General features: G+C 61.3%; 22 protein-coding genes and 1 pseudogene. 9 read left to right on the forward strand and 14 right to left on the reverse strand.

All coding sequences use genetic code 11. The features are described from left to right. Positions 1–10: 10 nt before the first annotated feature. The 3 genes from ACZZ0K_RS08060 to ACZZ0K_RS08070 all read right to left on the reverse strand — a co-directional run bounded on the left by ACZZ0K_RS08060 (position 11) and on the right by ACZZ0K_RS08070 (position 2,905). On the reverse strand, positions 11–910 hold the full coding sequence (locus ACZZ0K_RS08060; RefSeq protein ID WP_258706865.1) for a bestrophin family protein: 900 nt from the start codon (positions 908–910) through the stop codon (positions 11–13). Between the two features lie 25 nt (positions 911–935). Continuing rightward, positions 936–1,934 carry a GTP 3',8-cyclase MoaA gene (gene moaA, locus ACZZ0K_RS08065; RefSeq protein WP_041480911.1) on the reverse strand — a complete coding sequence of 333 codons (999 nt, stop codon included), beginning with the start codon at positions 1,932–1,934 and terminating at the stop codon, positions 936–938. Positions 1,935–2,053: 119 nt separating this feature from the next. Next, the gene (locus ACZZ0K_RS08070) at positions 2,054–2,905 is read right to left on the reverse strand and encodes a CAP domain-containing protein (protein WP_095181988.1); all 852 of its coding nucleotides are present in this window, start codon (positions 2,903–2,905) and stop codon (positions 2,054–2,056) included. A 196-nt stretch (positions 2,906–3,101) separates the two neighbouring features. Between ACZZ0K_RS08070 and ACZZ0K_RS08075 the strand changes: the two genes are divergently transcribed. Next, entirely contained in the window at positions 3,102–3,722 is a 621-nt protein-coding gene (locus ACZZ0K_RS08075; RefSeq protein ID WP_130929693.1) for a cell wall hydrolase, read from the forward strand. Here ACZZ0K_RS08075 and ACZZ0K_RS08080 read toward each other — a convergent pair. Beyond that, on the reverse strand, positions 3,719–4,432 hold the full coding sequence (locus ACZZ0K_RS08080) for a murein L,D-transpeptidase catalytic domain family protein (protein WP_463559041.1): 714 nt from the start codon (positions 4,430–4,432) through the stop codon (positions 3,719–3,721). The genes ACZZ0K_RS08075 and ACZZ0K_RS08080 overlap by 4 nt on opposite strands. A 152-nt stretch (positions 4,433–4,584) precedes the next feature. On the opposite strand from ACZZ0K_RS08080, the gene ACZZ0K_RS08085 reads away from it, so the two are divergent. After that, the gene (locus ACZZ0K_RS08085) at positions 4,585–6,201 is read left to right on the forward strand and encodes a L,D-transpeptidase family protein (protein WP_258706863.1); all 1,617 of its coding nucleotides are present in this window, start codon (positions 4,585–4,587) and stop codon (positions 6,199–6,201) included. Positions 6,202–6,351: 150 nt separating this feature from the next. On the opposite strand, the gene ACZZ0K_RS08090 is transcribed toward ACZZ0K_RS08085, so the two are convergent. From ACZZ0K_RS08090 to ACZZ0K_RS08105, 4 genes are all read right to left on the reverse strand, one after another. Beyond that, positions 6,352–7,194 carry an NAD-dependent protein deacetylase gene (locus ACZZ0K_RS08090; RefSeq protein WP_258706862.1) on the reverse strand — a complete coding sequence of 281 codons (843 nt, stop codon included), beginning with the start codon at positions 7,192–7,194 and terminating at the stop codon, positions 6,352–6,354. Positions 7,195–7,248: 54 nt separating this feature from the next. Beyond that, positions 7,249–8,295, reverse strand: a complete 1,047-nt coding sequence (locus tag ACZZ0K_RS08095) for a class I SAM-dependent methyltransferase (RefSeq protein WP_056789123.1) — start codon at positions 8,293–8,295, stop codon at positions 7,249–7,251. 150 nt (positions 8,296–8,445) lie between these two features. Then, positions 8,446–9,756 carry an ATP-binding protein gene (locus ACZZ0K_RS08100; RefSeq protein ID WP_071172820.1) on the reverse strand — a complete coding sequence of 437 codons (1,311 nt, stop codon included), beginning with the start codon at positions 9,754–9,756 and terminating at the stop codon, positions 8,446–8,448. Then, positions 9,753–10,493: a response regulator gene (locus ACZZ0K_RS08105; protein ID WP_024013314.1), complete on the reverse strand. Its 741-nt coding sequence runs from the start codon at positions 10,491–10,493 to the stop codon at positions 9,753–9,755. The genes ACZZ0K_RS08100 and ACZZ0K_RS08105 overlap by 4 nt, the downstream gene beginning before the upstream one ends. Before the next feature lie 297 nt (positions 10,494–10,790). On the opposite strand from ACZZ0K_RS08105, the gene ACZZ0K_RS08110 reads away from it, so the two are divergent. The 3 genes from ACZZ0K_RS08110 to ACZZ0K_RS08120 all read left to right on the forward strand — a co-directional run bounded on the left by ACZZ0K_RS08110 (position 10,791) and on the right by ACZZ0K_RS08120 (position 12,769). Beyond that, positions 10,791–11,054, forward strand: a complete 264-nt coding sequence (locus ACZZ0K_RS08110) for a DUF2790 domain-containing protein (protein WP_016775158.1) — start codon at positions 10,791–10,793, stop codon at positions 11,052–11,054. A gap of 33 nt (positions 11,055–11,087) precedes the next feature. Further along, a complete protein-coding gene (locus tag ACZZ0K_RS08115; RefSeq protein WP_110600975.1) occupies positions 11,088–11,468 on the forward strand; it encodes a hypothetical protein in 381 nt (126 codons plus the stop codon). Between the two features lie 89 nt (positions 11,469–11,557). Beyond that, on the forward strand, positions 11,558–12,769 hold the full coding sequence (locus tag ACZZ0K_RS08120) for a cytochrome c biogenesis protein DipZ (protein WP_258706861.1): 1,212 nt from the start codon (positions 11,558–11,560) through the stop codon (positions 12,767–12,769). A gap of 16 nt (positions 12,770–12,785) precedes the next feature. Here ACZZ0K_RS08120 and ACZZ0K_RS08125 read toward each other — a convergent pair whose 3' ends face one another. Then, positions 12,786–13,247 carry a GNAT family N-acetyltransferase gene (locus tag ACZZ0K_RS08125; protein WP_150741077.1) on the reverse strand — a complete coding sequence of 154 codons (462 nt, stop codon included), beginning with the start codon at positions 13,245–13,247 and terminating at the stop codon, positions 12,786–12,788. A 230-nt stretch (positions 13,248–13,477) separates the two neighbouring features. Here ACZZ0K_RS08125 and ACZZ0K_RS08130 point away from each other — a divergent pair, with 230 nt between their 5' ends. Further along, entirely contained in the window at positions 13,478–14,290 is an 813-nt protein-coding gene (locus ACZZ0K_RS08130) for a class I SAM-dependent methyltransferase (RefSeq protein ID WP_258706860.1), read from the forward strand. 132 nt (positions 14,291–14,422) lie between these two features. On the opposite strand, the gene pcsA is transcribed toward ACZZ0K_RS08130, so the two are convergent. Then, entirely contained in the window at positions 14,423–15,145 is a 723-nt protein-coding gene (pcsA, locus tag ACZZ0K_RS08135) for a phosphatidylcholine synthase (protein WP_039762346.1), read from the reverse strand. Positions 15,146–15,405: 260 nt separating this feature from the next. Between pcsA and ACZZ0K_RS08140 the strand changes: the two genes are divergently transcribed. Then, complete coding sequence (locus tag ACZZ0K_RS08140; RefSeq protein WP_463559042.1) at positions 15,406–16,143, forward strand: tellurite resistance TerB family protein; 738 nt, start codon at positions 15,406–15,408, stop codon at positions 16,141–16,143. Positions 16,144–16,401: 258 nt separating this feature from the next. Here the strand turns inward: ACZZ0K_RS08140 and ACZZ0K_RS08145 are convergent, their stop codons facing one another. After that, a complete protein-coding gene (locus ACZZ0K_RS08145) occupies positions 16,402–16,860 on the reverse strand; it encodes an REP-associated tyrosine transposase (protein ID WP_252882226.1) in 459 nt (152 codons plus the stop codon). A gap of 194 nt (positions 16,861–17,054) precedes the next feature. On the opposite strand from ACZZ0K_RS08145, the gene ligD reads away from it, so the two are divergent. Continuing rightward, the gene (ligD, locus tag ACZZ0K_RS08150; RefSeq protein WP_463559043.1) at positions 17,055–19,670 is read left to right on the forward strand and encodes a DNA ligase D; all 2,616 of its coding nucleotides are present in this window, start codon (positions 17,055–17,057) and stop codon (positions 19,668–19,670) included. Here the strand turns inward: ligD and ACZZ0K_RS08155 are convergent, their stop codons facing one another. From ACZZ0K_RS08155 to sodC, 3 genes are all read right to left on the reverse strand, one after another. Continuing rightward, positions 19,671–20,072, reverse strand: coding sequence for a hypothetical protein (locus tag ACZZ0K_RS08155; protein WP_258706857.1), 402 nt, complete (start codon positions 20,070–20,072; stop codon positions 19,671–19,673). It lies immediately after the preceding gene. A gap of 80 nt (positions 20,073–20,152) precedes the next feature. Continuing rightward, on the reverse strand, positions 20,153–20,467 hold the full coding sequence (locus tag ACZZ0K_RS08160) for a DUF2388 domain-containing protein (RefSeq protein ID WP_016775151.1): 315 nt from the start codon (positions 20,465–20,467) through the stop codon (positions 20,153–20,155). 125 nt (positions 20,468–20,592) lie between these two features. Beyond that, complete coding sequence (gene sodC, locus ACZZ0K_RS08165) at positions 20,593–21,114, reverse strand: superoxide dismutase [Cu-Zn] SodC (protein WP_463559044.1); 522 nt, start codon at positions 21,112–21,114, stop codon at positions 20,593–20,595. Between the two features lie 243 nt (positions 21,115–21,357). On the opposite strand from sodC, the pseudogene ACZZ0K_RS08170 reads away from it, so the two are divergent. Continuing rightward, positions 21,358–22,113, forward strand: a pseudogene (locus ACZZ0K_RS08170) (MCP four helix bundle domain-containing protein); the annotation flags it as partial. Positions 22,114–22,197 lie beyond the last annotated feature (84 nt).

Raw genomic sequence — 22,197 nt, forward strand, 5'->3', positions numbered from 1 at the left:
GCTGAGCCATTCAGCGCAGCACGTAGTCGTCCGGCTCCGGCGCGGGGGGCAATGGCGAGACGCCCAGTTCGTACAGCACATCGCGCTCCAGGGTGCGCACCAGTGCATCGGTCGGCAGATCGTTTTCATCGAGCCCGAACGGGTCTTCGAGTTCATCGGCAATCGCGTCGAAGCCGAAGAAGGTGTAGCTGACAATTGCCGTGAACAGCGGCGTCAACCAACCCAGCGATTGCGCCATGGCGAACGGCAGCAGCAGGCAAAACAGGTAGATGGTGCGGTGCAGCAGCAGGGTGTAAGGGAAGGGCAATGGCGTGTTCTTGATCCGGTCGCACACCGCCTGGGCCTGGCTCAGGCAGGTCAGGTGATTGGCCAGCAACTGATAACGCCATGGCGACAGCACACCGGCCGTTTCCAGCGCTGAGCACTGGCGCCCGAGCTGATGAAGGATCTGTCCGCAGTGATCCGGCGCAGCCCCATCGATCGGTGGGCTGACCCAGTCGGCACTGGCCTGCTCCTCGCTGTCTCCACGCAGCCGTGCATTCAACGCGTGGGCGAAACCGCACAGGTTGCGCAACAGTTGTCCACGCAGGCGGGTGTCATCGAGGTCTTGGGTTTCGCGCATCACCGCGCGCACCCGCAACAGCACCTCGCCCCAGGCCTTGCGCCCCTCGTACCAACGGTCGTAACAAGCGTTGTTGCGAAAGCTCAGGAAAATCGACAGCGACAGGCCGAGCAGGGTGAACGGTGTCGAATTGATCTGGGCGAAGTAGCTCGGCACCAGAAGTTCGATCAGCACAATCGCCGCCGCCAGCAGTGTCAGCATCAAGGTGCGCACGGCGATGCGTTTGGCGATCGAGCCTCGGAGGGTGAACAGCACGGCGAACTGATTGGGTCTCGGTCTGACGATCATCTCGCGGTCCCGGTTGCGCGGCGTTTCAACCGCCGGTCATGTTCATGAAACGCACCACTTGTACGTCGTCGTTGACTTCGAAATTGTGTCGATACGGCTTGAGTTTCATCGCCTCGATGATCGCGTTTTCCAGGCGTTCCGGGTGGCCGGGATGGGCGCGCAACACCGCTTTGAGGTCCATCGAATGCTCGTTGCCCAGGCACAGCAGCAAGCGACCTTCTACGGTCAGGCGCACGCGATTGCAGGTGCCGCAGAAGTTGTGGCTGTGCGGCGAAATGAAGCCCAGACGAATGTTTGGTGCTTCCGCCACGCGCCAGTAGCGCGACGGCCCTTGCGTCGATTCGGTCGAGTCGATCAGGGTGAAGCGTTCGGCAATGCGTTCGCGCACTTGCGCGCTGGAGTAGAAGGATTCGGCGCGGCTGTGTTCGGCGATCGCGCCCAGCGGCATCTCTTCGATGAAGGAAATATCCAGATCACGCTCGATGGCGAAACTGACCAGATCGTTGATCTCGTGATCGTTGCGGCCCTGCATCACCACGCAATTGAGTTTGGTACGGGTGAAACCGGCGGCACGTGCGGCATCGATGCCGTCGATGACCTGCGCCAGATCGCCGGTACGGGTCAGCTCTTTGAAGCGCTGCGGATCGAGGCTGTCGAGGCTGATGTTGAGACGCTTGACCCCGGCGTCGAACAGCGGCCTGGCCAGTCGGCCCAATTGCGAGCCGTTGGTGGTCAGGCACAGCTCGCGCAGGCCGGGCAGGGCGGCGATCTGTTCGCAGAGTTGCACAACGCCGGGGCGGATCAGCGGCTCGCCACCCGTGAGGCGGATCTTGCGCGTGCCGAGGGCGACGAAGCTTTGCGCCACCTGGAACAGCTCTTCGAGGGTGAGGATCTGCTGGCGCGGCAGGAACTGCATGTCCTCGGCCATGCAATAGACGCAGCGAAAATCGCAGCGGTCGGTCACCGACAGGCGCAGATAATCCACGCGGCGGTTGTGACCATCGATCAATTCACGCTGTGTCATGGGCTCGCCTCGTGGATGTGGAACGCCGTCAGCGGGCGCAGATCGCGCAGGGTAGGCTGCGCTCGCCACGCCGTCCAATCACTCTGGCTGACCGAGTGATTGACGGCGTCGATGATGCCTTACGGTGCGCCAAACATTGCCGTCCAGTAAATGCCGGCGTTGCTTTTCGGATCGGTCGCGTAAGCGGCGCCCAGTTCCTGATATTGCGGATTCATCAGATTGGCGCAATGGCCTGGGCTGGCGAGCCAGCCGTCAACGACCTTGCCGACGGTGTCTTGCCCGGCGGCGATGTTTTCACCGACCAGTTGTCCGCTGTAACCGGACAGTTCGGCGCGGTCGCCCGGCGTGCGGCCGTCGCGGTCCTTGTGGTCGAGGTAATTGTTGTTGGCCATGTCGCGGCTGTGGTCCTGAGCGACCGTGCCCAGCGTGGCGTTCCACGCCAGCGGTGCTGCCGCCGCGAAGGACTGGCCGCCGCACTGGCGCGCCTGGCTGCGCGCGGTATTGAGTTGCGCCAGCAGCTTTTGCCCTTCGCTTTGTGCATCGCCGAGTTTCGCCGTCAGCAACGGCCGCGCGAGGACGATGCGCCAGTCGCGGTCAACGCGGTTGACACCGATATCGACAAACTGCGGATCGAGCACCACCTGACAGAAGCTTTCCTGAATCGCCTTCATTGCTGACGCCGCATCGCGGGGGCCGTTGAGGGTGATCGCCTGCACGTTGACCATCGGGTAGTGGGCGCTGGTCATGGCCTGCTGCAGATCAACCGCGCCGCTGGCCGGCAGGCGCAGCCGTGGATCGGCCGACAGCGGTGGCAACTCGTTTGACGCCTGCGTGCCGCAACGCTGGGGCTGGCTGCGATAGCTGTTGATCGACTCGATCAATTGCAGTTCATCGGCGGCCAGCGCCGAGGTGGCGAACACCACGCCCAGCGACAATGCGGCATAACGCAAAACGGACGGCATGAAGCGCATGGAAATCTCCCTTGAGCTGAATGCGCCCATGATGCGCGAAAGGCCCCCGGTGAGTGAATGTGTTTTTCTTTGCGGCGGATTTTTCTGCGCTGGTGTGCCCGCGCATTTGCTCGCTACACTCTGCGAAGACCCCGCAAACCGGGCGTCTCACCGACGTAACATCTTGCCCCGGGCGGGCGCTGACGGAAGAATCGACATGGGATCGAAAGGCTTGGCGGGCGGTTTGTTGTGGATCTTTTTGACCGGCGCAGCATGGGCCGGGGCGCAGGCGCCGATCGAGGCCAAGGCCGAACAGAAAGCCGAGGTGCTTGAAGAGAAAGCGGCGGATAAAGTCAGCGCTGCTCCGGCGCCGAAATCCGAGGCCATCACCCCCACCGAAGCGCAGGCGGTAGACCCGGCCGGCGCCGCGCCGCTGGACGATCCGCTGACCTGTCTGGCGCGCAGTATTTACTGGGAAGCCAAGGGCAAGGACACCCCGGAAATGGAAGCCGTCGCCAGTGTGGTGATGAATCGCCTCGGCCATGACGGCTTCCCCGACACGGTGTGCGCGGTGGTCAAGCAAGGATCGGAAAGCGGCAACTGCCAGTTTTCGTGGTGGTGCGACGGCAGGCCCGATCAGGTCAAGGAAGACGCCGAATACGCGCTGGCCAAGGAAATCGCCGGCAAGGCGTTGAACCGTCAGCTCAAGGACCGCACGCGCGGTGCCCTGTATTTTCACGATCGCGGCGTGCACCCGAGTTGGGCCAAGGCCTATCGCAACACGGCGCAGACCGGCAGGTTCCTGTTCTACAAACCCGCCGGAGGCGACGCGCGTTAACTGGCGTGGGTGTTGAGAATGCTCGCCACCTGCTGCGGCTGGCAGTTCAGGTACGGTGACTTCTGCAGCCAGCGTTGATCCGGATACCAGGAAAACATGAACTGGCCGTTCTTCAGGCGATCGATCACCTGTTTGGCAATCTGCGGCCGCACGGCGGGGCAACCCTGACTGCGGCCGATACGCCCCTGACGCTTGCTCCACAGCGGGTTCACGTAACTGGCGGCATGAATCACGATCGCGCGATCGCGGGCCAGGTCATTGAAACCGGGTTCCAGACCGTCCATGCGCAGCGAATAGCCGTGAGTACCTTCGTAGCTTTCCTGCGTGCGGAACAGGCCGAGACTGGACTGGTAACTGCCTTCGCGGTTGGAAAACTGCGTGGCGAAGTTTTCCCCGGAGTTGGAGCCGTGGGCAACCAGATCACGCAGCACCAGCTTCTTTTTGCTCAGGTCGAAGATCCACAGGCGGCGTTCGGTGGACGGTTGCGAGTAATCGATGATCGCCAGATGCCGCGAGGGTTTCGCGCCGTTGTTGACCGCGCATTGTATGGCACTCAATGCACCTTTGAGCGCTTGGGGATTGAGTTCCGGCGCGGCGTGGGCGAGGCTGTTGTAGAGAACCGGCGATGGCTTGCCGGCGGCAAATACTGGGCTGGTCACGGCGACAAGGGTCGCGGTGCTCAACAGAAGTCGGCGCAAAAACGTCAACATTTTATAAAGTGTCCTCAACTTGCTACATAAACGGCACTTTGGCTCCTGACTCCCAGTCAATACCCGCAGGCTCGCGGTTCGAGCCTGACTGTTCAGCGCACCTGATGTAAGGTTGACCGTCATCTGGACGGCCATGGATTGGAGTAAAGCAGTTGTTCAAAAAGTACGCATGCTACTTGAGCATTTGTTTGCTCGCTGCGCCGTTTGTCGCTTGCGCCGATGAGCCGCTGCCCCCGCTCGAAACCCTGCCGACGCCTGAAACGCAATTGCCGGTCGAGCCGCGCAGCCCGTTGCAGGCAGTTTTGATCAGCCTGGCGCAGTCGTGCCCGGCCATTGCACCGCGGCTCAATGGCCCGGCGTTGAGCCAGTTGCAGGCGTTTTATGAGCAGCAGGACTGGATGCCGGTGTGGGCGAGTGAGTCCGCACGCTTGCCGGCATTGCGCGCGCAATTGCAGCTGTTGGCCGACGACGGGCTGAATCCGAATCGATATGCGGTCGCGACGACACCGCCGCAGGATGGCGAGTTGTGTGCCGATATCGACATCAGCCGCAACTATCTGCAGGCCTTGCAGGATCTGCATTACGGCCGTCTGTTGCAATCGCATTTCGAACCGCTGTGGCGTGTCGACGGCCCGCCAACCGATCGTCAGGCGCAATTGCTCAGCATTGCCGTGCCGGGCATGAACGATATTGCTGCGGCGTTCAACCTGGCGCGTCCGCATCTGCCGCAATATCAAAGCCTGCGCCAGTTATATGCCGCGCAACGCTTGCAAGCCTTGCCGCAATGGCAGCCGGTGGGCAGCGGCCCGTTGCTGCGTCCGGCGATGGAAGACCCGCGCGTGCCGGAACTGGCCCGACGTCTGTACAACGAAGGTTATCTGGCACACGCACTGGTGACGCCGGACAACGCCTACGATGACGTGCTGGTGGAGGCAGTGAAGCACTTTCAGGCCAGCCATTCGTTGCAGGCTGACGGCGTGGTCGGGCCGGGCACCATTGCCGAGCTGAACATCAGCCCGCTGACCCGCCGCGATCAGTTGCGGGTCAATCTCGAACGTTTCCGCTGGATGGCCCAGGACATGGAACCCAGTGGTCTGGTGGTCAATGTCGCGGCCGCTGAGCTGACGCTGTATCAGGGCGGTCAGCCGGTATGGCAGACCCGCACCCAGGTCGGCCGCGCCGAACGACAGACACCGCTGCTCAAATCCCGCGTCACCCGGTTGACGCTGAACCCGACCTGGACCGTACCGCCGACTATCTGGAAGGAAGACAAACTGCCGGAAATCCGCAAGGACCAGACCTTCCTCAGTCGCCAGAACCTGCAAGTGCTCGACGCCAATGGTCAGCCTCTGGCAGCGGCCGATATCGATTGGGACAACCCCGGCAACATCCTCCTGCGCCAGGACGCCGGCCCGCGCAATCCGCTGGGGCAAATGGTCATCCGTTTCCCCAACCCGTTCTCGGTGTACCTGCACGACACGCCGAGCAAGGCGCTGTTTGAAAAAGGCCCACGGGCGTTCAGCTCCGGTTGCGTGCGGGTCGAGCACCCGCTGCAACTGCGCGATCTGCTGCTGTCCCCGGCAGAAAAAGCCCGCACCGATACTTTGCTGGCAACCGGTAGCACCCATGAATTTCGCCTGTCGGCGCCGGTGCCGATCCTGATGACCTACTGGACGGCGCAGGTCGACAGCAGTGGCCAGGTGCGTTATGCGCCGGACATCTACAGCCACGACAGCGCATTGCTGGCGGGGCTGGATCGGGCGCATTGAGTCCGGCATCAGCACGGCAGTCAAAGATCTGAGTTCGATGAGCGATTTCAGGTCGACGAATCCCGTACAAACACCTCGGTCAGTCCCCTCTCCCTCGGGAGAGGGCTAGGGTGAGGGGCCGATTTCAAGCCGAACCCATTACTCAAAATCTCACCGCCTCAGCTCCTCCACCAACCACGGCAAAAGCTCCTCACACGACCCTTCAATCTTCAAATCGAGCAAATCATCCGCCCGGGTCTTGCCCAGATTGATCGCCATCAACGGTTTGCCACGCTCGGCGATCACCCGACACAAGCGAAACGCCGAATACGCCATCAACGAAGATCCCACCACCAGCAACCCCGCCGCATTCTCGGCGGCGGCCAGCGCGCGTGCCGCTGTCGTCGGCGCCACGTTCTCGCCGAAGAACACCACATCCGGTTTCATCCGCTCACCCGCGCAATGCGGGCACTGCGGTACCCGGAAGCGCGCTTCAAATGCCGGGTCGAGCAAGGTATCGCCATCCGGCGCCTGCACCGCATCAACACCACTCAGGTAGGGATTCTGTGCCTCCATCTGCTGCTGGATCGCATCGCGCTCGCTGCGTTGCCCGCAATCCAGGCACAGCACTCGATGCAGACTGCCATGCAGCTCGATCACATCCTGGCTGCCGGCCTGATCGTGCAAGGTATCGACATTCTGCGTGATCAAATCGCTGATCCGGCCGCGCTGCTGCAACGTCGCCAGCGCCTCATGCGCCGCGTTCGGTCGGGCCTGACGGACGCGCGGCCAACCGAGCATGGCCCGCGCCCAATAGCGCCGGCGTGATTCCGGGGCGGCGAGAAACTCCTGATACATCATCGGCTGCCGCCCACGACGCACGCCGTCACTGTCGCGATAGTCCGGAATGCCCGATGGCGTGCTGATGCCGGCGCCGGTCAATATCAGCAAGTTATCATCGGCCATGGCCTGCAACAGCGTATCGAGATGTTCGCGGATCGGGCTATCGAGCATGCTCAGCACTCCAGAATGGGCAGTGCCCGCAGGTTAGCATGCGATCCGCTCGGGTTACTTGCGCGCCTCCAGTATCAGGTTGAACGGTGTCTGCGTGGCGCGACGGAACTGCTTGAACCCGGCCTCGACAAAAACTTTGCGCAGGCGCATTTCCCCAGCCTGCGCACCGAGCCCCAGGCCGACTTCCTGGGACAGCGAATTGGGCGTGCAGATAAACGTCGAGGCGGCGTAGAACAGGCGCCCGACCGCGTTGAGATTATCGTCCAGTTTGTCGTTGGCGAACGGTTCGACCAGCAACACCGTGCCATCGTCTTTCAGCGACTCATAAGCGTGGCGAGCGGCGCCGACCGGGTCGCCCATGTCGTGCAGGCAGTCGAAAAAGCAGATCAGATCGTAGTCGCCGCCGGGATAGTTTTTCGCCGTGCCCTCGAAGAATCTGGCGCGATTGCCCACGCCGCCTTCTTCGGCCCGTTGCGTGGCCACGGTGACTGACGGCGCGTGGAAGTCGAAGCCGACAAATTGCGATTTGGGAAACGCCTGGGCCATGATCACCGTCGAGGCGCCGTGACCGCAGCCGATGTCGGCAACCTTGGCGCCGCGTTCGAGTTTGGCCACCACACCGTCCAGGGCCGGAAGCCATTCGGCAATCAGGTGACCTTTGTACCCGGGGCGGAAGAAGCGTTCAGTGCCGCTGAACATGCACGGATGGTGATCGCCCCAAGACAAGGCGCCATTGCCGCGCATGGCCTTGACCAGTTTGTCCTTGTCATGGAAAAACGACGCCACCACGCCGAGACCGCCGGCGACGTACACGGGGGATTCCTCCACCGCCAGCGCCAAGGCCTGCTCTTCGGGCAAACGAAACTGACCGTCAGAGTGTTCCATGTAACCGGACGCGGCATGGGCGCTGAGCCATTCGCGCACCAGGCGCGGATTGCAGGTGGTTTTGGCAGCTAGGGCTTCGGGGCTGATCGGTTGGCTGTCGGCCATTGCCCGGTACAGGCCGAGTTCTTCGCCGACGATGACATTGGCCAGCATCGCCGCGCCGCCCATGTCGTTGACCAGTTTGCCCATGAATTCGTTGAGCTTCGCCTCATTCATCACGTGTGCTCCTGAAACAGGATCACCGTCCGGCGGCGTTGAATGTCGAGGCAGGCGCCACCGGGCGGTGGTCACGGATTGGGGCAGGGCACAGCAGACGTCCTGCGGCCCCCTCGACTGGGTAATGAATGAGTCTAGTCGGTGTTTTTCTCAGCGTGGCAGCGGCAACTTCAGTTCAGCGCACAACCCGCCACCTTCACGATTACTCAACAGCAGCGAGCCACCCAGCGCCAACGCCAATTGCTGGGCGATCGCCAGCCCGAGACCGGTGCCGCCGGTGTCGCGGTTGCGCGAATTTTCCACGCGGTAGAACGGTTCCAGCACCTGCGCCAACTCGGCCTCGGCGATGCCCGGGCCGCGATCGAGGACTTTCACCGACAGGCTGTTGCCCTGCGCTTCGACCTGCAATTGCGCGGCGCCGGCGAATTTCAGGGCGTTGTCGGTCAGGTTCACCAGGACCCGGCGCAGGGCCTGCGGGCGGGTTTCGATTACCGCCTTGCTCTTGCCGCCGAGCTGCACGTCCTTGCCCATGTCCTGATAGTCGAAGACCAGGCTGTCGAGGAACGAGTCGAGATCAGTACGCCGGCTCTCTTCGGTGGCGCCGTGAACGCTGCGGGCGTAGGCCACGCCTTCGCGCACCAGATGCTCGATTTCGCCGAGATCGCTGCTCAGTTTGTCTTTTTCGACCGAGTCGTCCATGAACTCTGCGCGCAATTTCATCCGGGTGATCGGCGTTTGCAGGTCGTGGGAAATCGCCGCGAGCAGTTGCATGCGTTCTTTCAGGTAGGCGGCGATGCGCGTTTGCATGGCGTTGAACGCCCGCGCGGCGTGGACCACTTCGGTCGGCCCTTGCTCGTCGAGTTTGATCGGATGGGCGTTGGGGTCAAGGGTTTCCACCGCATTGGCGAGGCGGGTGAGGGGGCGAATGGCGATGCGCACGGCGAGCCAGGTGCAGAGGATCAGCAATGCCAGTTGGCCCAGCAGCACTACCGGCAACCATGGTGACAGCGGCACCATCGCCGGACGGATATCGATGGTCACCGGGCTGCCGTCGCTCAGGCGCAAGTGGCCTTGGAAATGTTGTCTCGGACCACCGGGAACTTCGGTAAACACGATGGGATAAGTGTCGCCGATGGCCGCCGTAATCGAGGCGATCGCGACGGACTTTTCAGCCGAGGTCACCGGCATGCCCGGTTCGCCCTCGTTGAGCAGGTAGCCGTAATTGCGCCGGGCCAGTCGCGGCAGCCAGGCCTCGCGCTCGGCGGCGGGCAGGCGATCGAGGATCGCCATCGAAGTCGAGACGTCGGTTTCGAGGTTGCCGAGCATGGTGCTTTTCGCGCTCTGGTAACGCTCGTAATACTGCGCGCCGAACGACAGGCCCTGCGCCAGAATCAGTCCGATCAGGAAAATCAGCGACAGGCGCGAGGCGAGAGTGCGCGGCCATTGCAGCTTGAGTTTCATGCCGAAGCCCCAAGCAGTTCGACCGGCAGCGAGAACACATAACCTTCACTGCGCACGGTCTTGATATAGGCCGGCTCGCGAGCATCGTCCAGCAGGCGTTGACGCAGGCGACTGACCAGCAGATCAATGGAACGGTCGAACAGATCGGCCTCGCGGCCCTGGGTCAGGTTGAGCAGTTGATCGCGGCTGAGCACCCGTTGCGGGTGGTCGAGGAACACCCGCAGCAAGCGGTATTCGGCACCGCTGAGGGCAACCATGGTGCCGTCGCTGTCGAGCAGGTGCCGGGCCGAGGTGTCCAGCTGCCAACGACCGAAGGCCAGCAGGCGACCGGCTTCGGTGACCACCAGGTTCGGCGGCAACATGCGGGTACGGCGCAACACAGCGTTGATCCGCGCCAGCAGTTCGCGGGCGGCGAAGGGTTTGCTCAGGTAATCGTCCGCGCCCATTTCCAGACCGATGATGCGGTCGGTCTCATCGTTGCGCGCGGTGAGCATCAGCACCGGCGTGGCCTTGTGTTTGCCTACACGCAATTCGCGGCACAGCTGCAGGCCATCGTCACCGGGCATCATGATGTCGAGCACGATCAGGTCGACGGTGTTGGCGTCAAGGAAGCTGCGCATCTGCCGGCCATCAGCGACCACTGTCGTGCGCAGGCCGTTCTTCTTCAGGTAGTTGCCTACCAGTTCACGGATCTCGCGGTCGTCGTCGACGATGAGAATGTGATCGACATGTTCCATCGGTTCAAGCCTCTGTCAAAGGGGGAATGCCGTGCAGTCTATAGCGCCGCTGACCGCACGCCTGCCTGCCTTTGTATTGCAGTGTATCTGTCGCGACGGCGGATACACACCGACGCAAAAACGCGATTTTTACCGTGGTTTGTATCGCTGTGTATCTACACATGGCGTGGATACACAACGAGTGATTCTCGTCCTTTCCTGACACAGACGCGATACCTCAAGCGCCTCAAATAGGCTCCATCGAGGCACACACAGACCGCCTCGGCTCAAACCCACTGAAGCCTTGAGGACTACACCATGAACAACAAATCCGTATTCGCCGCCTGCCTGTTCGCCGCTCTGAACATCTGCACCCTGTCGGCCCACGCCGAAGCTGACGTCAGCCGGCAAACCTACACCTACGGCACCCATCTGGATATCCAGAAAGTGCTGTCGATGACCGAAGACACTTCCGTGACCTGCGGCATCACCGAGGCGCGCATGACCTACCTCGATTCCGCCGGCAAAACCCGCGAGCTGGATTACAGCAAATTCGCTGACGGCTGCAACAACCAGAACTGAGTCATCCCTACTTTTTCTGCAAGGAGTTTTGCCATGAACAACGTCTCGCGCTTTTTGACCGCAGCAGCCTTCGCCTTCACCGGTGCCGCCGCCCACGCCAACAGTGCTGTGGAGCAGAGCAGTTGCGCCAGCAGCACCTGCTTCCAGCTGACCACGGTGGCGAAGGAGGGCAGCGATGCACTGATCGCCGCTGACGGCTCCAGCCGCACGCCGCAGGGCCAGATGGTTGCCGCTGATGGATCGAGCCGTACACCGCAAGGCCAGATGGTTGCCGCTGATGGTTCCAGCCGCACGCCGCAAGGCCAGATGGTTGCCGCTGATGGTTCCAGCCGCACACCGCAAGGCCAACTGGTCGCGGAAAACGGTGCCAGTCGCACGCCTCAAGGGCAGCTGCTGGACGGCCAGACCGCATGAGCCACGGCGTAGATAAAGCAGGCTAGCGAGGGGCGTTTCCCTCGCTGCCCGGTTGCGTGCCCAGCCCCCACATTCAAGGTGACCCCGTTATGTACCTCATCGCATTTCTCGGCGGTCTGCTGACCGTTCTCAGTCCGTGCATCCTGCCGGTGGTGCCGTTTCTGTTCGCTGGCGCCAACCGTACCCGCTCCTCGATCCTCCTGACTCTCGCTGGCATGGCGCTGACCTTTGCGCTGATCTCCAGCCTTGCCGTGGTCAGCAGCGAGTGGGTGATTCAGGCCAGCAACACCGGCCGCCACGTTGCCTTGTTGGTCATGGCGCTGTTCGCCTTGTCGCTGATCTCGGCCCGCGTCGGTGACTGGCTGACCAGGCCCTTCGTCGCCCTGGGCAATCGTCTCGATCAGGACACCCGTAAAAGAGCCGGACCGATGGGTTCGATCATGCTCGGCGTCGCCACCGGCCTGTTGTGGGCGCCCTGTGCCGGGCCGATCCTTGGGGTGATTCTGACCGGCGCAATGTTGCAAGGCGCCAATGCCCAGACCAGCCTGTTGCTGCTGGCTTACGGCGTCGGCAGTGCCTTGTCGCTGGGCACGTTGATCTTCGCCGGGCGCGGTCTGGTCAATCGGCTGAAACCGTCGATCCCGTTCAGCGGCTGGTTGCGTCGTGGTGCCGGGGTTGCGGTGCTTGCTACAGTTGCGGTGATTTCCACGGGCGCCGACAAGGCTCTGCTCGCCAATACCTCTTCCGAAGGCGTGGCCAGCGTCGAGAAAAACGTCCTGGAAAACGTGCCGAAAGTGGTCGACTACTTTGTCAGCAAGGTCCGCGCCGATTCGATGATGGACGAGGCGCGGGGCGCGATGCCGTCGCTGTCGGGCGCTGTGCAGTGGCTCAATTCACCGCAGCTCAGCGCCGAATCCCTGCGCGGCAAAGTGGTGCTGGTGGACTTCTGGACCTACGACTGCATCAACTGCCAGCACACCCTGCCGTACGTCAAAGACTGGGCGAAGAAATACGAGAAGGACGGCCTGGTGGTGATCGGCGTGCACACACCCGAGTATGGCTACGAGCGCATCATCAACAACGTCAAGGATCAGGTGAAAAAACTCGGTATCACCTACCCGGTGGCGATCGACAACGACTACGCAATCTGGCGCAACTTCGACAATCAATACTGGCCGGCGCATTACCTGATCGACGCCAAGGGCCAGATGCGTTATAGCCACTTCGGTGAAGGTCGTTATGCCGAGCAGGAGCAGATGATCAAGCAGTTGCTGGAAGAGGCGAAAGCTCCGGCAGCCTGATCAAAAAACCAATGGCTCACAGGTCGCGGACCATGAGCCATTGTTGTTTTTCCCACGCCTGGAAACCCTCCAATAGCTGCCAGCCGCGTTTACCGTAGTAGTCGTGTTTGTCTTGCGTGTGCAAGTACAAGCGCGACACCCCACGCTGCTTTGCTGCCTCGCAAATCCCTTCAATCAGCTGCTCCGCCAAGCCTCGCCCGCGCGCCTCGGGGTCAACGAATACGCAGGCGAGCCATGGGCCGAGATCGGCGCGATCGGTCAAATCGTTGCGGGCAAGTGCGGCACCACCGAGCAGGCGTTCACCGTCCATGGCAATCAGGCACGACCATTCACCATTGCTTTGGCCCTCGGCAAATTCACGCTGCCATTGAGCCAGGGGCTGGTCGGCGTATTCGTAGTGGAATTGTTGGTGAATCCACGCCGCGTAGCGATCGCTGTGTTGCATGTGCGCGGCGAGCCAGTCGAGGTGCAGTGACATCGGTCGAGTCCTTTGCGTGGGCGAGCCCGCATCAGAAACCAATCCCGCGACGCTGACAATGCGCAAGGTGTATCAGGTGCTTGACAGATTCGCGCCGCTCATCGGCAAAGTGCCGGGTTTATGGGGCTGGCGGACGATTGACAGGGACGCCGTGCAGCCTCGGCGCGATAGTGACCAAGCACAGTCTGCGCCGCCGACTGTGCATTCTCTCTGCCACGGAGCTCGCTGTCATGAGTACCCCGCTTGATCTCACTGCCCTGAAGGAACGTCAGAAAGTCGCTTGGGCCAGTGGCGACTACGCCGTGATCGGCACCACCTTGCAAATCGTTGGGGAAAACCTCGCCGAGGCTTGCGATCTGCGCTGTGATGAACAGGTATTGGATGTCGCTGCCGGCAACGGCAATGCAACCCTGGCAGCGGCGCGACGCGGTTGTGTGGTGACTTCGACCGATTATGTGGCGGCACTGCTGGAGCGTGGTCAGGATCGCGCCCGGGCCGAACATCTGGAGGTGATTTTTCAGGTGGCCGATGCCGAGGCTTTGCCTTTTCCCGATGAAAGCTACGACGCCGTGTTGTCGACGTTCGGCGTGATGTTCGCGCCTGACCAGGTCACCGCCGCTAATGAGCTGGGGCGGGTCTGTCGTCGCGGCGGACGGATCGGTATGGCGAACTGGACGCCGGAGGGCTTCGTCGGGCAGATGTTCAAGACTCTCGGCCAGCATCTGCCACCGCCAGCGGTTGCACAGCCGCCATCGAACTGGGGCTCGGATGCGTGGCTGCACAAGCATTTCGATGACCGCGATTTTGTCGTGCGCGTGACCCGCAGCCACTTCAATTTCCGCTACCGCTCGGCGGCGCATTTCATTGATATCTTTCGGCACTGGTATGGGCCGGTGCACAAGGCTTTTGCAGTGTTGTCGGCGGAGGCCGGACAGGCGTTGGAGGATGATCTGACCGAGTTGCTCAATCGCTCGAATCGGGCGGGGGAGGCGTCGCTGGTGGTGCCGAGTGAGTATCTGGAGGTGGTGATTACCAAGCGCTAGTCCCCATCGGATCTCCTGATCGATGAAGATTTCTGTGGGAGCGAGCCTGCTCGCGAAAGCGGTGTGCCAGCCAACCTTGATGTTGATGGAACGACCGCATTCGCGAGCAGGCTCGCTCCCACAGGAATGTGCTTATTTCAAATGGCCGCGATCAAACCACTCCAGCGCCGTGCGCCAGATGCAGATCCCCAGGAAATAAGCCGACATCAGCAACCACAAGCCCATCACCAGCGGGTTGATCACCGGGTGATTTAGCACCAGCGACAGGCTGCACAACAGCCAGATCGCCGTCACCGCAATATTGATTGGCATGAAACGCCGCACGCGAAACGGGTGCAGGAACTTCATCCGCGTCACCGTCAGCAGCGCCAGCCCGATCACGGTGAGAAAGGTAATCCACGGCCCCGGGCCAATGATGTACAGGCACAGCGCTACCACGTTCCAGGCCGCCGGGAAGCCGACAAAATAGTTGTCCTTGCTCTTCATGTTGACGTTGCAGAAGCAGAACAGCGACGACACCAGAATCACCGACACCGTCAGCAACAGGGTGTAATCGGGCAGGGGAATGTAGCGGTAGATAAACAGTGCCGGGATGAATACATAAGTCAGGTAATCGATGACCAGATCGAGGATCGAACCGTCGAAACTCGGCAGCACCGATTGCACATTGACCTTGCGCGCCAGTGCGCCGTCCAGGCCGTCGACGATCAGCGCAACGCCCAGCCACATCAGGCAATGGATCGGCTGGTTTTCCAGCAGGGCGAGTGTGGCGAGGAAGGCGGTGACCACGCCGGTCGCGGTAAAACCATGGGCGCCCCATGCTTTCAGCCTGGCGATGTGTACGGTTGATATCACGGGGGCGTTCTCCAGAAAGTGAAGCAAGCCGGTTATCGCCCATCATCAGAAAGGGCGTCGGCAAACCGGGTCGGGTTGCAGCTATCGACCGGTTTAGCCGGGATAAGGTTCACCACCCCTGAATCTTAGCTGGCTGGCGAAAATTTTCTCGCGTGGCGATTCAACGGTGATCGGGCGTCAGCCCAACGGTGCTGGCGCTATGGCTGCGTCGGTCTATCGTTGCCTGACGCAATCTGGCCGTGGCCTCGGAGGATAACGTCATGAACACCAGCGATTTGCTTGAACAACTGCTCCGAGGCCAGGCCTCGGCGGGACAACAACGCGGAGCTTCGGCCGGTGACGGCCTGGGCGGTTTACTTGGTGGACTGTTGGGCGGCGGCAGTCAGTCCGGAGCGGGTGGCGCGGCTGCTTCGGGTGGCCTCGGCGGCCTGGGTGGTTTGCTCGGTGGCTTGCTCGGCGGCGGTGGCTTGGGAAGCGCCCTCGGTGGCGGTAGCAGAAGCCGTACCGGCGGGACCAGTTACGCGGCGCTCGCATCGCTGGGCATGATGGCTTACCAAGCGTATCAAGCCTGGCAACGCAGCCAGGCCAGCACCGCGCCGCAGGAGCTGCCACAAACCGCCGACCTGCTCGCCGGCCCGCAAATCGAAACCCACAGCCACGCGGTACTGCGCGCCCTTATCGCCGCCGCCAAGGCTGACGGCCGCATCGACGACGCAGAAAAGCATCTCATCAGCAGCGAAATCGGCAAACACACCGCCGACCCGCAGTTGCAGCAATGGCTCGACGCCGAAGTCGCCAAGCCGCTGGATGCCCGCGAAGTGGCGCAATCCGCTAACGGCGATCCGGCCGTAGCCGCCGAAATGTACCTGGCCAGCGTCATGCTGGTAGACGATCAACAGCACGCCGAACGCTGCTATCTCGATGAGCTGGCGGCAGCCTTACAGATCGATCCGGATTTGCAAGTGCATCTGGAACAGCAGGCGAAAGGGCAAGCCTGAAGCAACGTCAAAAGATCGCAGCCTTCGGCAGCTCCTACCTTTGAAATACGGTGCACCTGTAGGAGCTGCCGAAGGCTGCGATCTTTTGATTTTCAGAGCCAGATAGCGTCCCGCAAAGAATAATCTCCCAAGCGCGCCACCAGGCCGGCTCGCAAGGCATAGTCTTTGAGAACCATAAAGATCGCAGCCTTCGGCAGCTCCTACCTTTGAAATACGGTGCAACTGTAGGAGCTGCCGAAGGCTGCGATCTTTTGATTTTCAGAGCCAAATGGCATCCCACAAAGGGTAGTCCCCAAGGCGCGCCACCAGACCGGCTCTTACAGGATTCTTGACTACATAGAGCGCAGCGGCTCTAAGATCCTCATCCCGCCTCAAGGCGCGGTCGTAATAGCCTCGCTGCCATAGTTGTCCCTGGCGACCATGTCTTCGATTGTATGCCTGGCAACTTCGGGATTTAACGCGACACATCAAATCTGCAAGCGAGCCCTCGTTGAGCTCAACTAGCCAATGCAGATGGTCTGGCATTACGACCCAAGCCAGAGAGGTGGCTAACCCGGCTTCACTGCACCGTCGCAACTCGTTGACCACCAATCTCCCATCGTGCCAATCGTTAAAAACACGCTCATGTCGGTTAACCACAGCGGTCAGCAGATAAACTCTTCCGGTTTCAGAGTATCGGCCCGTTCTCAGACGACAGGCTTTTGCAGCAGCAGGCATTCCATTGCCTCCCTTTCAAGAACCTGAAAAAACCTTAGCGTCTGCACTCTGTTTAGCCAGTCCAGCCAATTACTGGATGTGTCGTGACAAGCCCGGGCCGTTCCATCCGTCCGGGGCTTTTTTACCTCGATTGAATTTTTCCGCCGCCGTGTCGCTCTTCTGCATAACAGAACCCGTCTGCCATCGGTGTGCTCATGAACAGGAACCTCGACGATTACAACCGCATGCGTGATTTTTCCGCGACGTCGGAACCGGCCGCAGTCAAGCGCTCGGGTCGTAAGTCGGCGAAGGATCATGCCTTGCAGTTCTGCATCCAGAAGCACGACGCTTCGCACCTGCATTACGACTTTCGCCTGGAACTCGACGGCGCGCTGAAAAGCTGGGCGGTGCCGAAGGGTCCGTCGCTGGACCCGTCGGTCAAGCGCCTGGCAATTCATGTCGAGGATCATCCGCTCGATTACGCGACGTTCGAAGGCAGCATTCCCGAGGGGCATTACGGCGCCGGTGATGTGATCGTCTGGGATCGCGGTGTGTGGATTCCGCTGGAAGATCCGCACAAGGCCTATGCCAAGGGCCGGCTCAAGTTTGAGTTGCAAGGCGAGAAGCTCGGCGGCGTGTGGAATCTGGTGCGCACGCACATGCCGGGCAAGAAGGAACAATGGTTCCTGATCAAGCATCAGGACAACGCCGCGCGCCCGCAGGATGATTTCGACGTCCTGGTCGCCGAGCCCGACAGCGTGCTCAGCGAGCGCACGATTGTCGGCAAATCGGCGGCTGCTGCCGATAAAGCCAAACCGGTGAAAAAGGCCCCGGCCAAGCCGCGCAAGCAGGCGTCCGGGCAGCTTACCGGCGCGCGCAAGGCCAAGCTCCCAGCGCTGATCAAGCCGGAACTGGCGACGCTGGTCGACAGCGCGCCCGAAGGGCAGTGGAGCTACGAGATCAAGTTTGACGGCTACCGGATCATGGCGCGGATCGATCACGATGAGGTGCAGCTGTTCACCCGCAACGGCCATGACTGGACGCACAAACTGCCGCAGCAGGCCAAAGCGCTGGCGGCGCTGGGTCTGGAATCGGCCTGGCTCGATGGCGAAATGGTCGTGGCCAACGAGCAAGGCGTGCCGGATTTTCAGGCGCTGCAGAATGCCTTCGATGCCGGGCGCAGCGGCAATATTGTTTATTACCTGTTCGACGTGCCGTATCTCAATGGCGTCGACCTGCGCGACGTGCCGGTCGAAGAACGCCGCGCCGCGCTGAGCACCATCCTCGGCGCGCAGAAAGAATCGTCAACGCTGCGCTTCTCCGAAGCCTTCGAAGAAACCCCGGACGCGCTGCTCAACAGCGCCTGCCAGATGCAGATGGAGGGCCTGATCGGCAAGCAGCTCGGCTCGCCTTATGTGTCGCGGCGCAGCGGTGACTGGATCAAGCTCAAGTGCAAGCATCGCCAGGAATTCGTCATCGTCGGCTACACCGATCCGAAAGGCGCGCGCAGTGCCTTCGGTGCCTTGCTGCTCGGCCTGCACGACGCTGACAGTGGCGAGTTGCGCTACGCCGGCAAGGTTGGCACCGGGTTCAACGAAACCACGTTGAAAAGCATCCTCGCCCAACTCAAGCCGTTGCATACCAAAAGCGCGGCAGTGGTCAATCCGCCCAGCGGTTTTGAGGCCAAAGGCGTGCACTGGCTCAAACCCAAACTGCTGGCCGAAGTGGCGTTCGCCGAGATGACCAAGGACGGCTCGGTGCGGCATGCCGTGTTCCATGGTTTGCGCGATGACAAACCGGCCAAGGACATTACCGAGGAGCGAGCGAAGCCTGTGAAAGCTGCCAAGTCCGAAAAAACCGAAAAGACCAAAACCGCCGACAAGCAGCCGGCAAAGAAAACCGCCGCCAGCAAAAAAGCCGAAACCGCGCCTTCGCAAGCAGGTCTGGCCGGCGGCAAGGTACGCATCACTCACCCCGATCGAGTGATCGATGCGGTCAGCGGCACAACCAAGATGCAACTGGCGCAGTATTACGCCAGCGTTGCCGAACACATCCTGCCGCAACTCAAGGATCGTCCCGTGGCCTTAGTGCGTGCACCGGACGGCATCGCCGGCGAACTGTTCTTCCAGAAGAACGCCGATCGCCTGGCCATTCCCGGCATCACCGCCCTGGACAAGGACGTCACCGGCCAGCCAGTGATGATGATCAACAATCCCGAAGCGCTGGTCGGCGCGGTGCAGATGAGCACGGTGGAGCTGCACACCTGGAACGCCACAACCGTGGATCTGGACAAGCCCGATCGCTTCGTCCTCGACCTCGACCCGGATCCTGCGCTGCCATGGAAAAGCATGGTTGAAGCCACCGCGCTGACCCTGACTGTGCTCGATGAGCTGGGCCTCAAAGCCTTCCTGAAAACCAGCGGCGGCAAAGGTATTCACCTGGTGGTGCCATTGACGCGCAAGCATGGCTGGGACGAAGTGAAGGACTTCAGCCACGCCATCGTCAGCCACATGGCCAAGTTGCTGCCGGACCGGATTTCAGCGGTGTCCGGGCCGAAAAACCGCGTTGGGCGGATCTTCATCGATTACCTGCGCAACGGCCTCGGTGCCACCACCATTTGCGCCTACGCCGCACGGGCACGGGAAGGCATGCCGGTGTCGGTGCCGCTGTACCGAGAGGAAGTCGCTGAAATCAAGGGTGGTAATCACTGGAACATCTACAACGTTCACGAGCGTCTGACCGAAGTCGGCGATGAGCCTTGGGCGGACATGAAGAAAACCCGTCAGACCATCACCGCCGAGATGCGCAAGCGCGTCGGCATGAAAAAGTGATCAGGCGTCGCGCAGCAAGTCGTGGGCGTTGAGCAGTTCGAAGGCGATTTGCGGGTGGTTTTCCAGGCCCTTGCGAATCGCTGCCGGGATTGCCGCGCGAGTCTTGCGACACAGGCCTGGCAGCTCGTCGATCTGAATGGCGATGCCGCGCATGGTGCGTACCTCGTTGAAACCGGGGGCGACATCGACACGGATGCCGAGTTGCTCGTACATGCGCTGTTGCAGGCGTTTGAGGTCGGCGAGGTCTTTGAGTTGTTCCAGGCGCGCCAGAAGAATTTTTTCTTCAGCGCGAGTCAAGCGCAGGATGCGCAGATCGGCGCCGGGCGTTTCCAGCAACGGGTCGCGCCCGCAAATGCAGGCGCCGGGTGGGCAGGGTGAGCGCAAGGGCACGTTTGTCGTCATGGCCTCCATCATAGAGGCCGTCGGACATGTTTGCCTATGTGCACTCAGCGGCCGTCCATCGGCCGCTGCTTCCCTCGTGACTACTGCTGCACGCCTTCGTATTGCACCAGAATGGCGTTGGCCAGGTCTTCATCACTGGCGTTCAAGCCAGGGTTGGCCTGGCGCACCTGTTGCAGTACTGACTCAAGATAAACCCCACGAATGGCCCCGCCGCTTGCAACGAACGCAGACACGTCGTCACGGGCCGGAATCACCATTTTGTCGTCCTTGAAGGTCGAGTACAGCGACGCGGAGACACCTGCCGAGGTGGCGACGTCACCCGCGTCAACGCGGGCCAGCGCCGAACCGACCGGCAGGCAAAGCATTAAAGAAGAAATCAGGACTAACTTGCGCATGACGTGTTCCTCCACAAGCGCTAAGCAAAAAGGGAAGGGACTACATAACGTCAGAGGTGAACGGCGCGCGGGAGTTCCGTGAGCGGTGAAAAGCCGTGAGTCAGAGTTTTCACCGCTCAGTCGGTTCAGATCACCCCACAGGCCATGCGATCGCCGCCACCGCCCAGTGGCTTGGGCATGTCGGAATGGTTATCGCCGCCGGCGTGAACCATCAGGGCGTGGCCCTTGATCTCGGAAATCTTCTTCAGGCGCGGTGCCAGCACCGGATAGTTGGCGACCCCGTCAGCCGTCACATACACCGCTGGCAGATCACCCAGATGCCCATCGGCGTAAGGGCCGAGATGCTTGCCGGTTTTCGCCGGATCGAAGTGTCCGCCAGCGGCCAGTGCTGCGCCTTTGACGCCATCCTTCATGCCCGCTTCGCAGCTGCCGTTTTCATGGACATGGAAACCGTGAATGCCGGCCGGCAATGATTTCAGCTCGGGTGTGAACAGCAGGCCGTACGGCGTTTCGCTGACAGTGACAGAGCCGATCGCCTGCGGCGCACCGTTGGCGCTGACCAGATTGATTGCGACTTTCTCCGTTGCTGCCTGTGCGGTGCCGATTGCCAACGTGCCGAGCAGACCAAACCACAGTGCGCGTTTCATAAGCGTTTCCTTCAGCTGCATGAATGTTCGTAGCCATGGATTGATAGCCTGCCGGGGTTAACCAGCGATGAAGGCGTTATCCATCGGCGCTGCAAGGTGTGACCGGGTTCACGCTTGAAAAGTTTTGCCGGATTCAAGTCGCCCCTGACATCAGCCGATACGCTCTGTGTCGGCAGTTCCCTGCACATAGGCTTAACTGAAATCCGACAAGCGCAATCCAGCGTGCCCACGGGAGATTCCACGGTGTCGATCAAACTGCGTTTGGTGTTGCTGATTGCGACCAGCCTGCTGACGGCGCTGATCGTGAGCCTGGTCAGTTACGTCGGCAATCTGCGGATGGCCACGGCGGTAGGCGATAACACGGTGAGCATGAGCGCGCTGCGCAATCACATGGAAGCGGACATGATGCACGACGCCCTGCGCGCCGATGTCTATTCGGCGATGCTGGTCGGCCTGGGCAAAAGCACCGCCACCGCCACAGAAGTGCGCGATTCGCTGGCCGAGCACGCAGGGCATTTTCGTGAAGTGCTGGATGACAACCTGAAGCTGCCGATCAACCCGCAGTTGCGCACGGCGCTGGAGCAGATCAAGCCGAGCCTCGACACCTACATCAAATCCGCCGAGCAGATCGTCGGCGTGGCGCTGGACAATCCGGATGCCGCCCAGCAGCAGCTCGGCACGTTCAATGCCGCGTTCAGCCAGCTCGAAGAGCAAATGGCGACGCTCAGCGAATTGATTGAAAGCAACACTCGGCAAACCAGCGAAGGCACCGAAGCGGCCATTAGCAATGCCAATCTGGCCCTTGGTGTGGTGCTGATCGCCAGTCTGTTGCTGCTGCTGATTCAGGGGCGCTGGGTGATCCTGAGTATCATGGGACCGCTGAAATCTGCCAGCCGCATCGCTGAAAGCATTGCGCATGGCAATCTCAGCGAACCGATTGTCGAACCCGCCGGCAAGGACGAAGCCAGTGTGCTGATCCGCACATTGGCGACCATGCAACGTGACTTGCGCAACATGATCGACGTGGTCCGGCGCAACGCCCACGGTGTCAGCGGCATGAGCGAGCAGCTCAGTCAGGGCTGC

This window comes from Pseudomonas sp. AC255 (assembly GCF_979258175.1).

Excerpts from the sequence above, each read along its gene's own strand:
- ACZZ0K_RS08140 (WP_463559042.1), top strand. The coding sequence starts at position 15,406 with ATGAACACCAGCGATTTGCTTGAACAACTGCTCCGAGGCCAGGCCTCG.
- ACZZ0K_RS08155 (WP_258706857.1), bottom strand. The coding sequence starts at position 20,072 with ATGACGACAAACGTGCCCTTGCGCTCACCCTGCCCACCCGGCGCCTGC.
- ACZZ0K_RS08070 (WP_095181988.1), bottom strand. The coding sequence starts at position 2,905 with ATGCGCTTCATGCCGTCCGTTTTGCGTTATGCCGCATTGTCGCTGGGC.
- ACZZ0K_RS08160 (WP_016775151.1), bottom strand. The coding sequence starts at position 20,467 with ATGCGCAAGTTAGTCCTGATTTCTTCTTTAATGCTTTGCCTGCCGGTC.
- ligD (WP_463559043.1), top strand. The coding sequence starts at position 17,055 with ATGAACAGGAACCTCGACGATTACAACCGCATGCGTGATTTTTCCGCG.
- sodC (WP_463559044.1), bottom strand. The coding sequence starts at position 21,114 with ATGAAACGCGCACTGTGGTTTGGTCTGCTCGGCACGTTGGCAATCGGC.
- ACZZ0K_RS08095 (WP_056789123.1), bottom strand. The coding sequence starts at position 8,295 with ATGAATGAGGCGAAGCTCAACGAATTCATGGGCAAACTGGTCAACGAC.
- ACZZ0K_RS08110 (WP_016775158.1), top strand. The coding sequence starts at position 10,791 with ATGAACAACAAATCCGTATTCGCCGCCTGCCTGTTCGCCGCTCTGAAC.
- ACZZ0K_RS08115 (WP_110600975.1), top strand. The coding sequence starts at position 11,088 with ATGAACAACGTCTCGCGCTTTTTGACCGCAGCAGCCTTCGCCTTCACC.
- ACZZ0K_RS08130 (WP_258706860.1), top strand. The coding sequence starts at position 13,478 with ATGAGTACCCCGCTTGATCTCACTGCCCTGAAGGAACGTCAGAAAGTC.
- ACZZ0K_RS08145 (WP_252882226.1), bottom strand. The coding sequence starts at position 16,860 with ATGCCTGCTGCTGCAAAAGCCTGTCGTCTGAGAACGGGCCGATACTCT.
- ACZZ0K_RS08080 (WP_463559041.1), bottom strand. The coding sequence starts at position 4,432 with ATGTTGACGTTTTTGCGCCGACTTCTGTTGAGCACCGCGACCCTTGTC.
- ACZZ0K_RS08075 (WP_130929693.1), top strand. The coding sequence starts at position 3,102 with ATGGGATCGAAAGGCTTGGCGGGCGGTTTGTTGTGGATCTTTTTGACC.
- ACZZ0K_RS08125 (WP_150741077.1), bottom strand. The coding sequence starts at position 13,247 with ATGTCACTGCACCTCGACTGGCTCGCCGCGCACATGCAACACAGCGAT.
- ACZZ0K_RS08120 (WP_258706861.1), top strand. The coding sequence starts at position 11,558 with ATGTACCTCATCGCATTTCTCGGCGGTCTGCTGACCGTTCTCAGTCCG.
- moaA (WP_041480911.1), bottom strand. The coding sequence starts at position 1,934 with ATGACACAGCGTGAATTGATCGATGGTCACAACCGCCGCGTGGATTAT.
- ACZZ0K_RS08090 (WP_258706862.1), bottom strand. The coding sequence starts at position 7,194 with ATGCTCGATAGCCCGATCCGCGAACATCTCGATACGCTGTTGCAGGCC.
- ACZZ0K_RS08100 (WP_071172820.1), bottom strand. The coding sequence starts at position 9,756 with ATGAAACTCAAGCTGCAATGGCCGCGCACTCTCGCCTCGCGCCTGTCG.
- ACZZ0K_RS08105 (WP_024013314.1), bottom strand. The coding sequence starts at position 10,493 with ATGGAACATGTCGATCACATTCTCATCGTCGACGACGACCGCGAGATC.
- ACZZ0K_RS08060 (WP_258706865.1), bottom strand. The coding sequence starts at position 910 with ATGATCGTCAGACCGAGACCCAATCAGTTCGCCGTGCTGTTCACCCTC.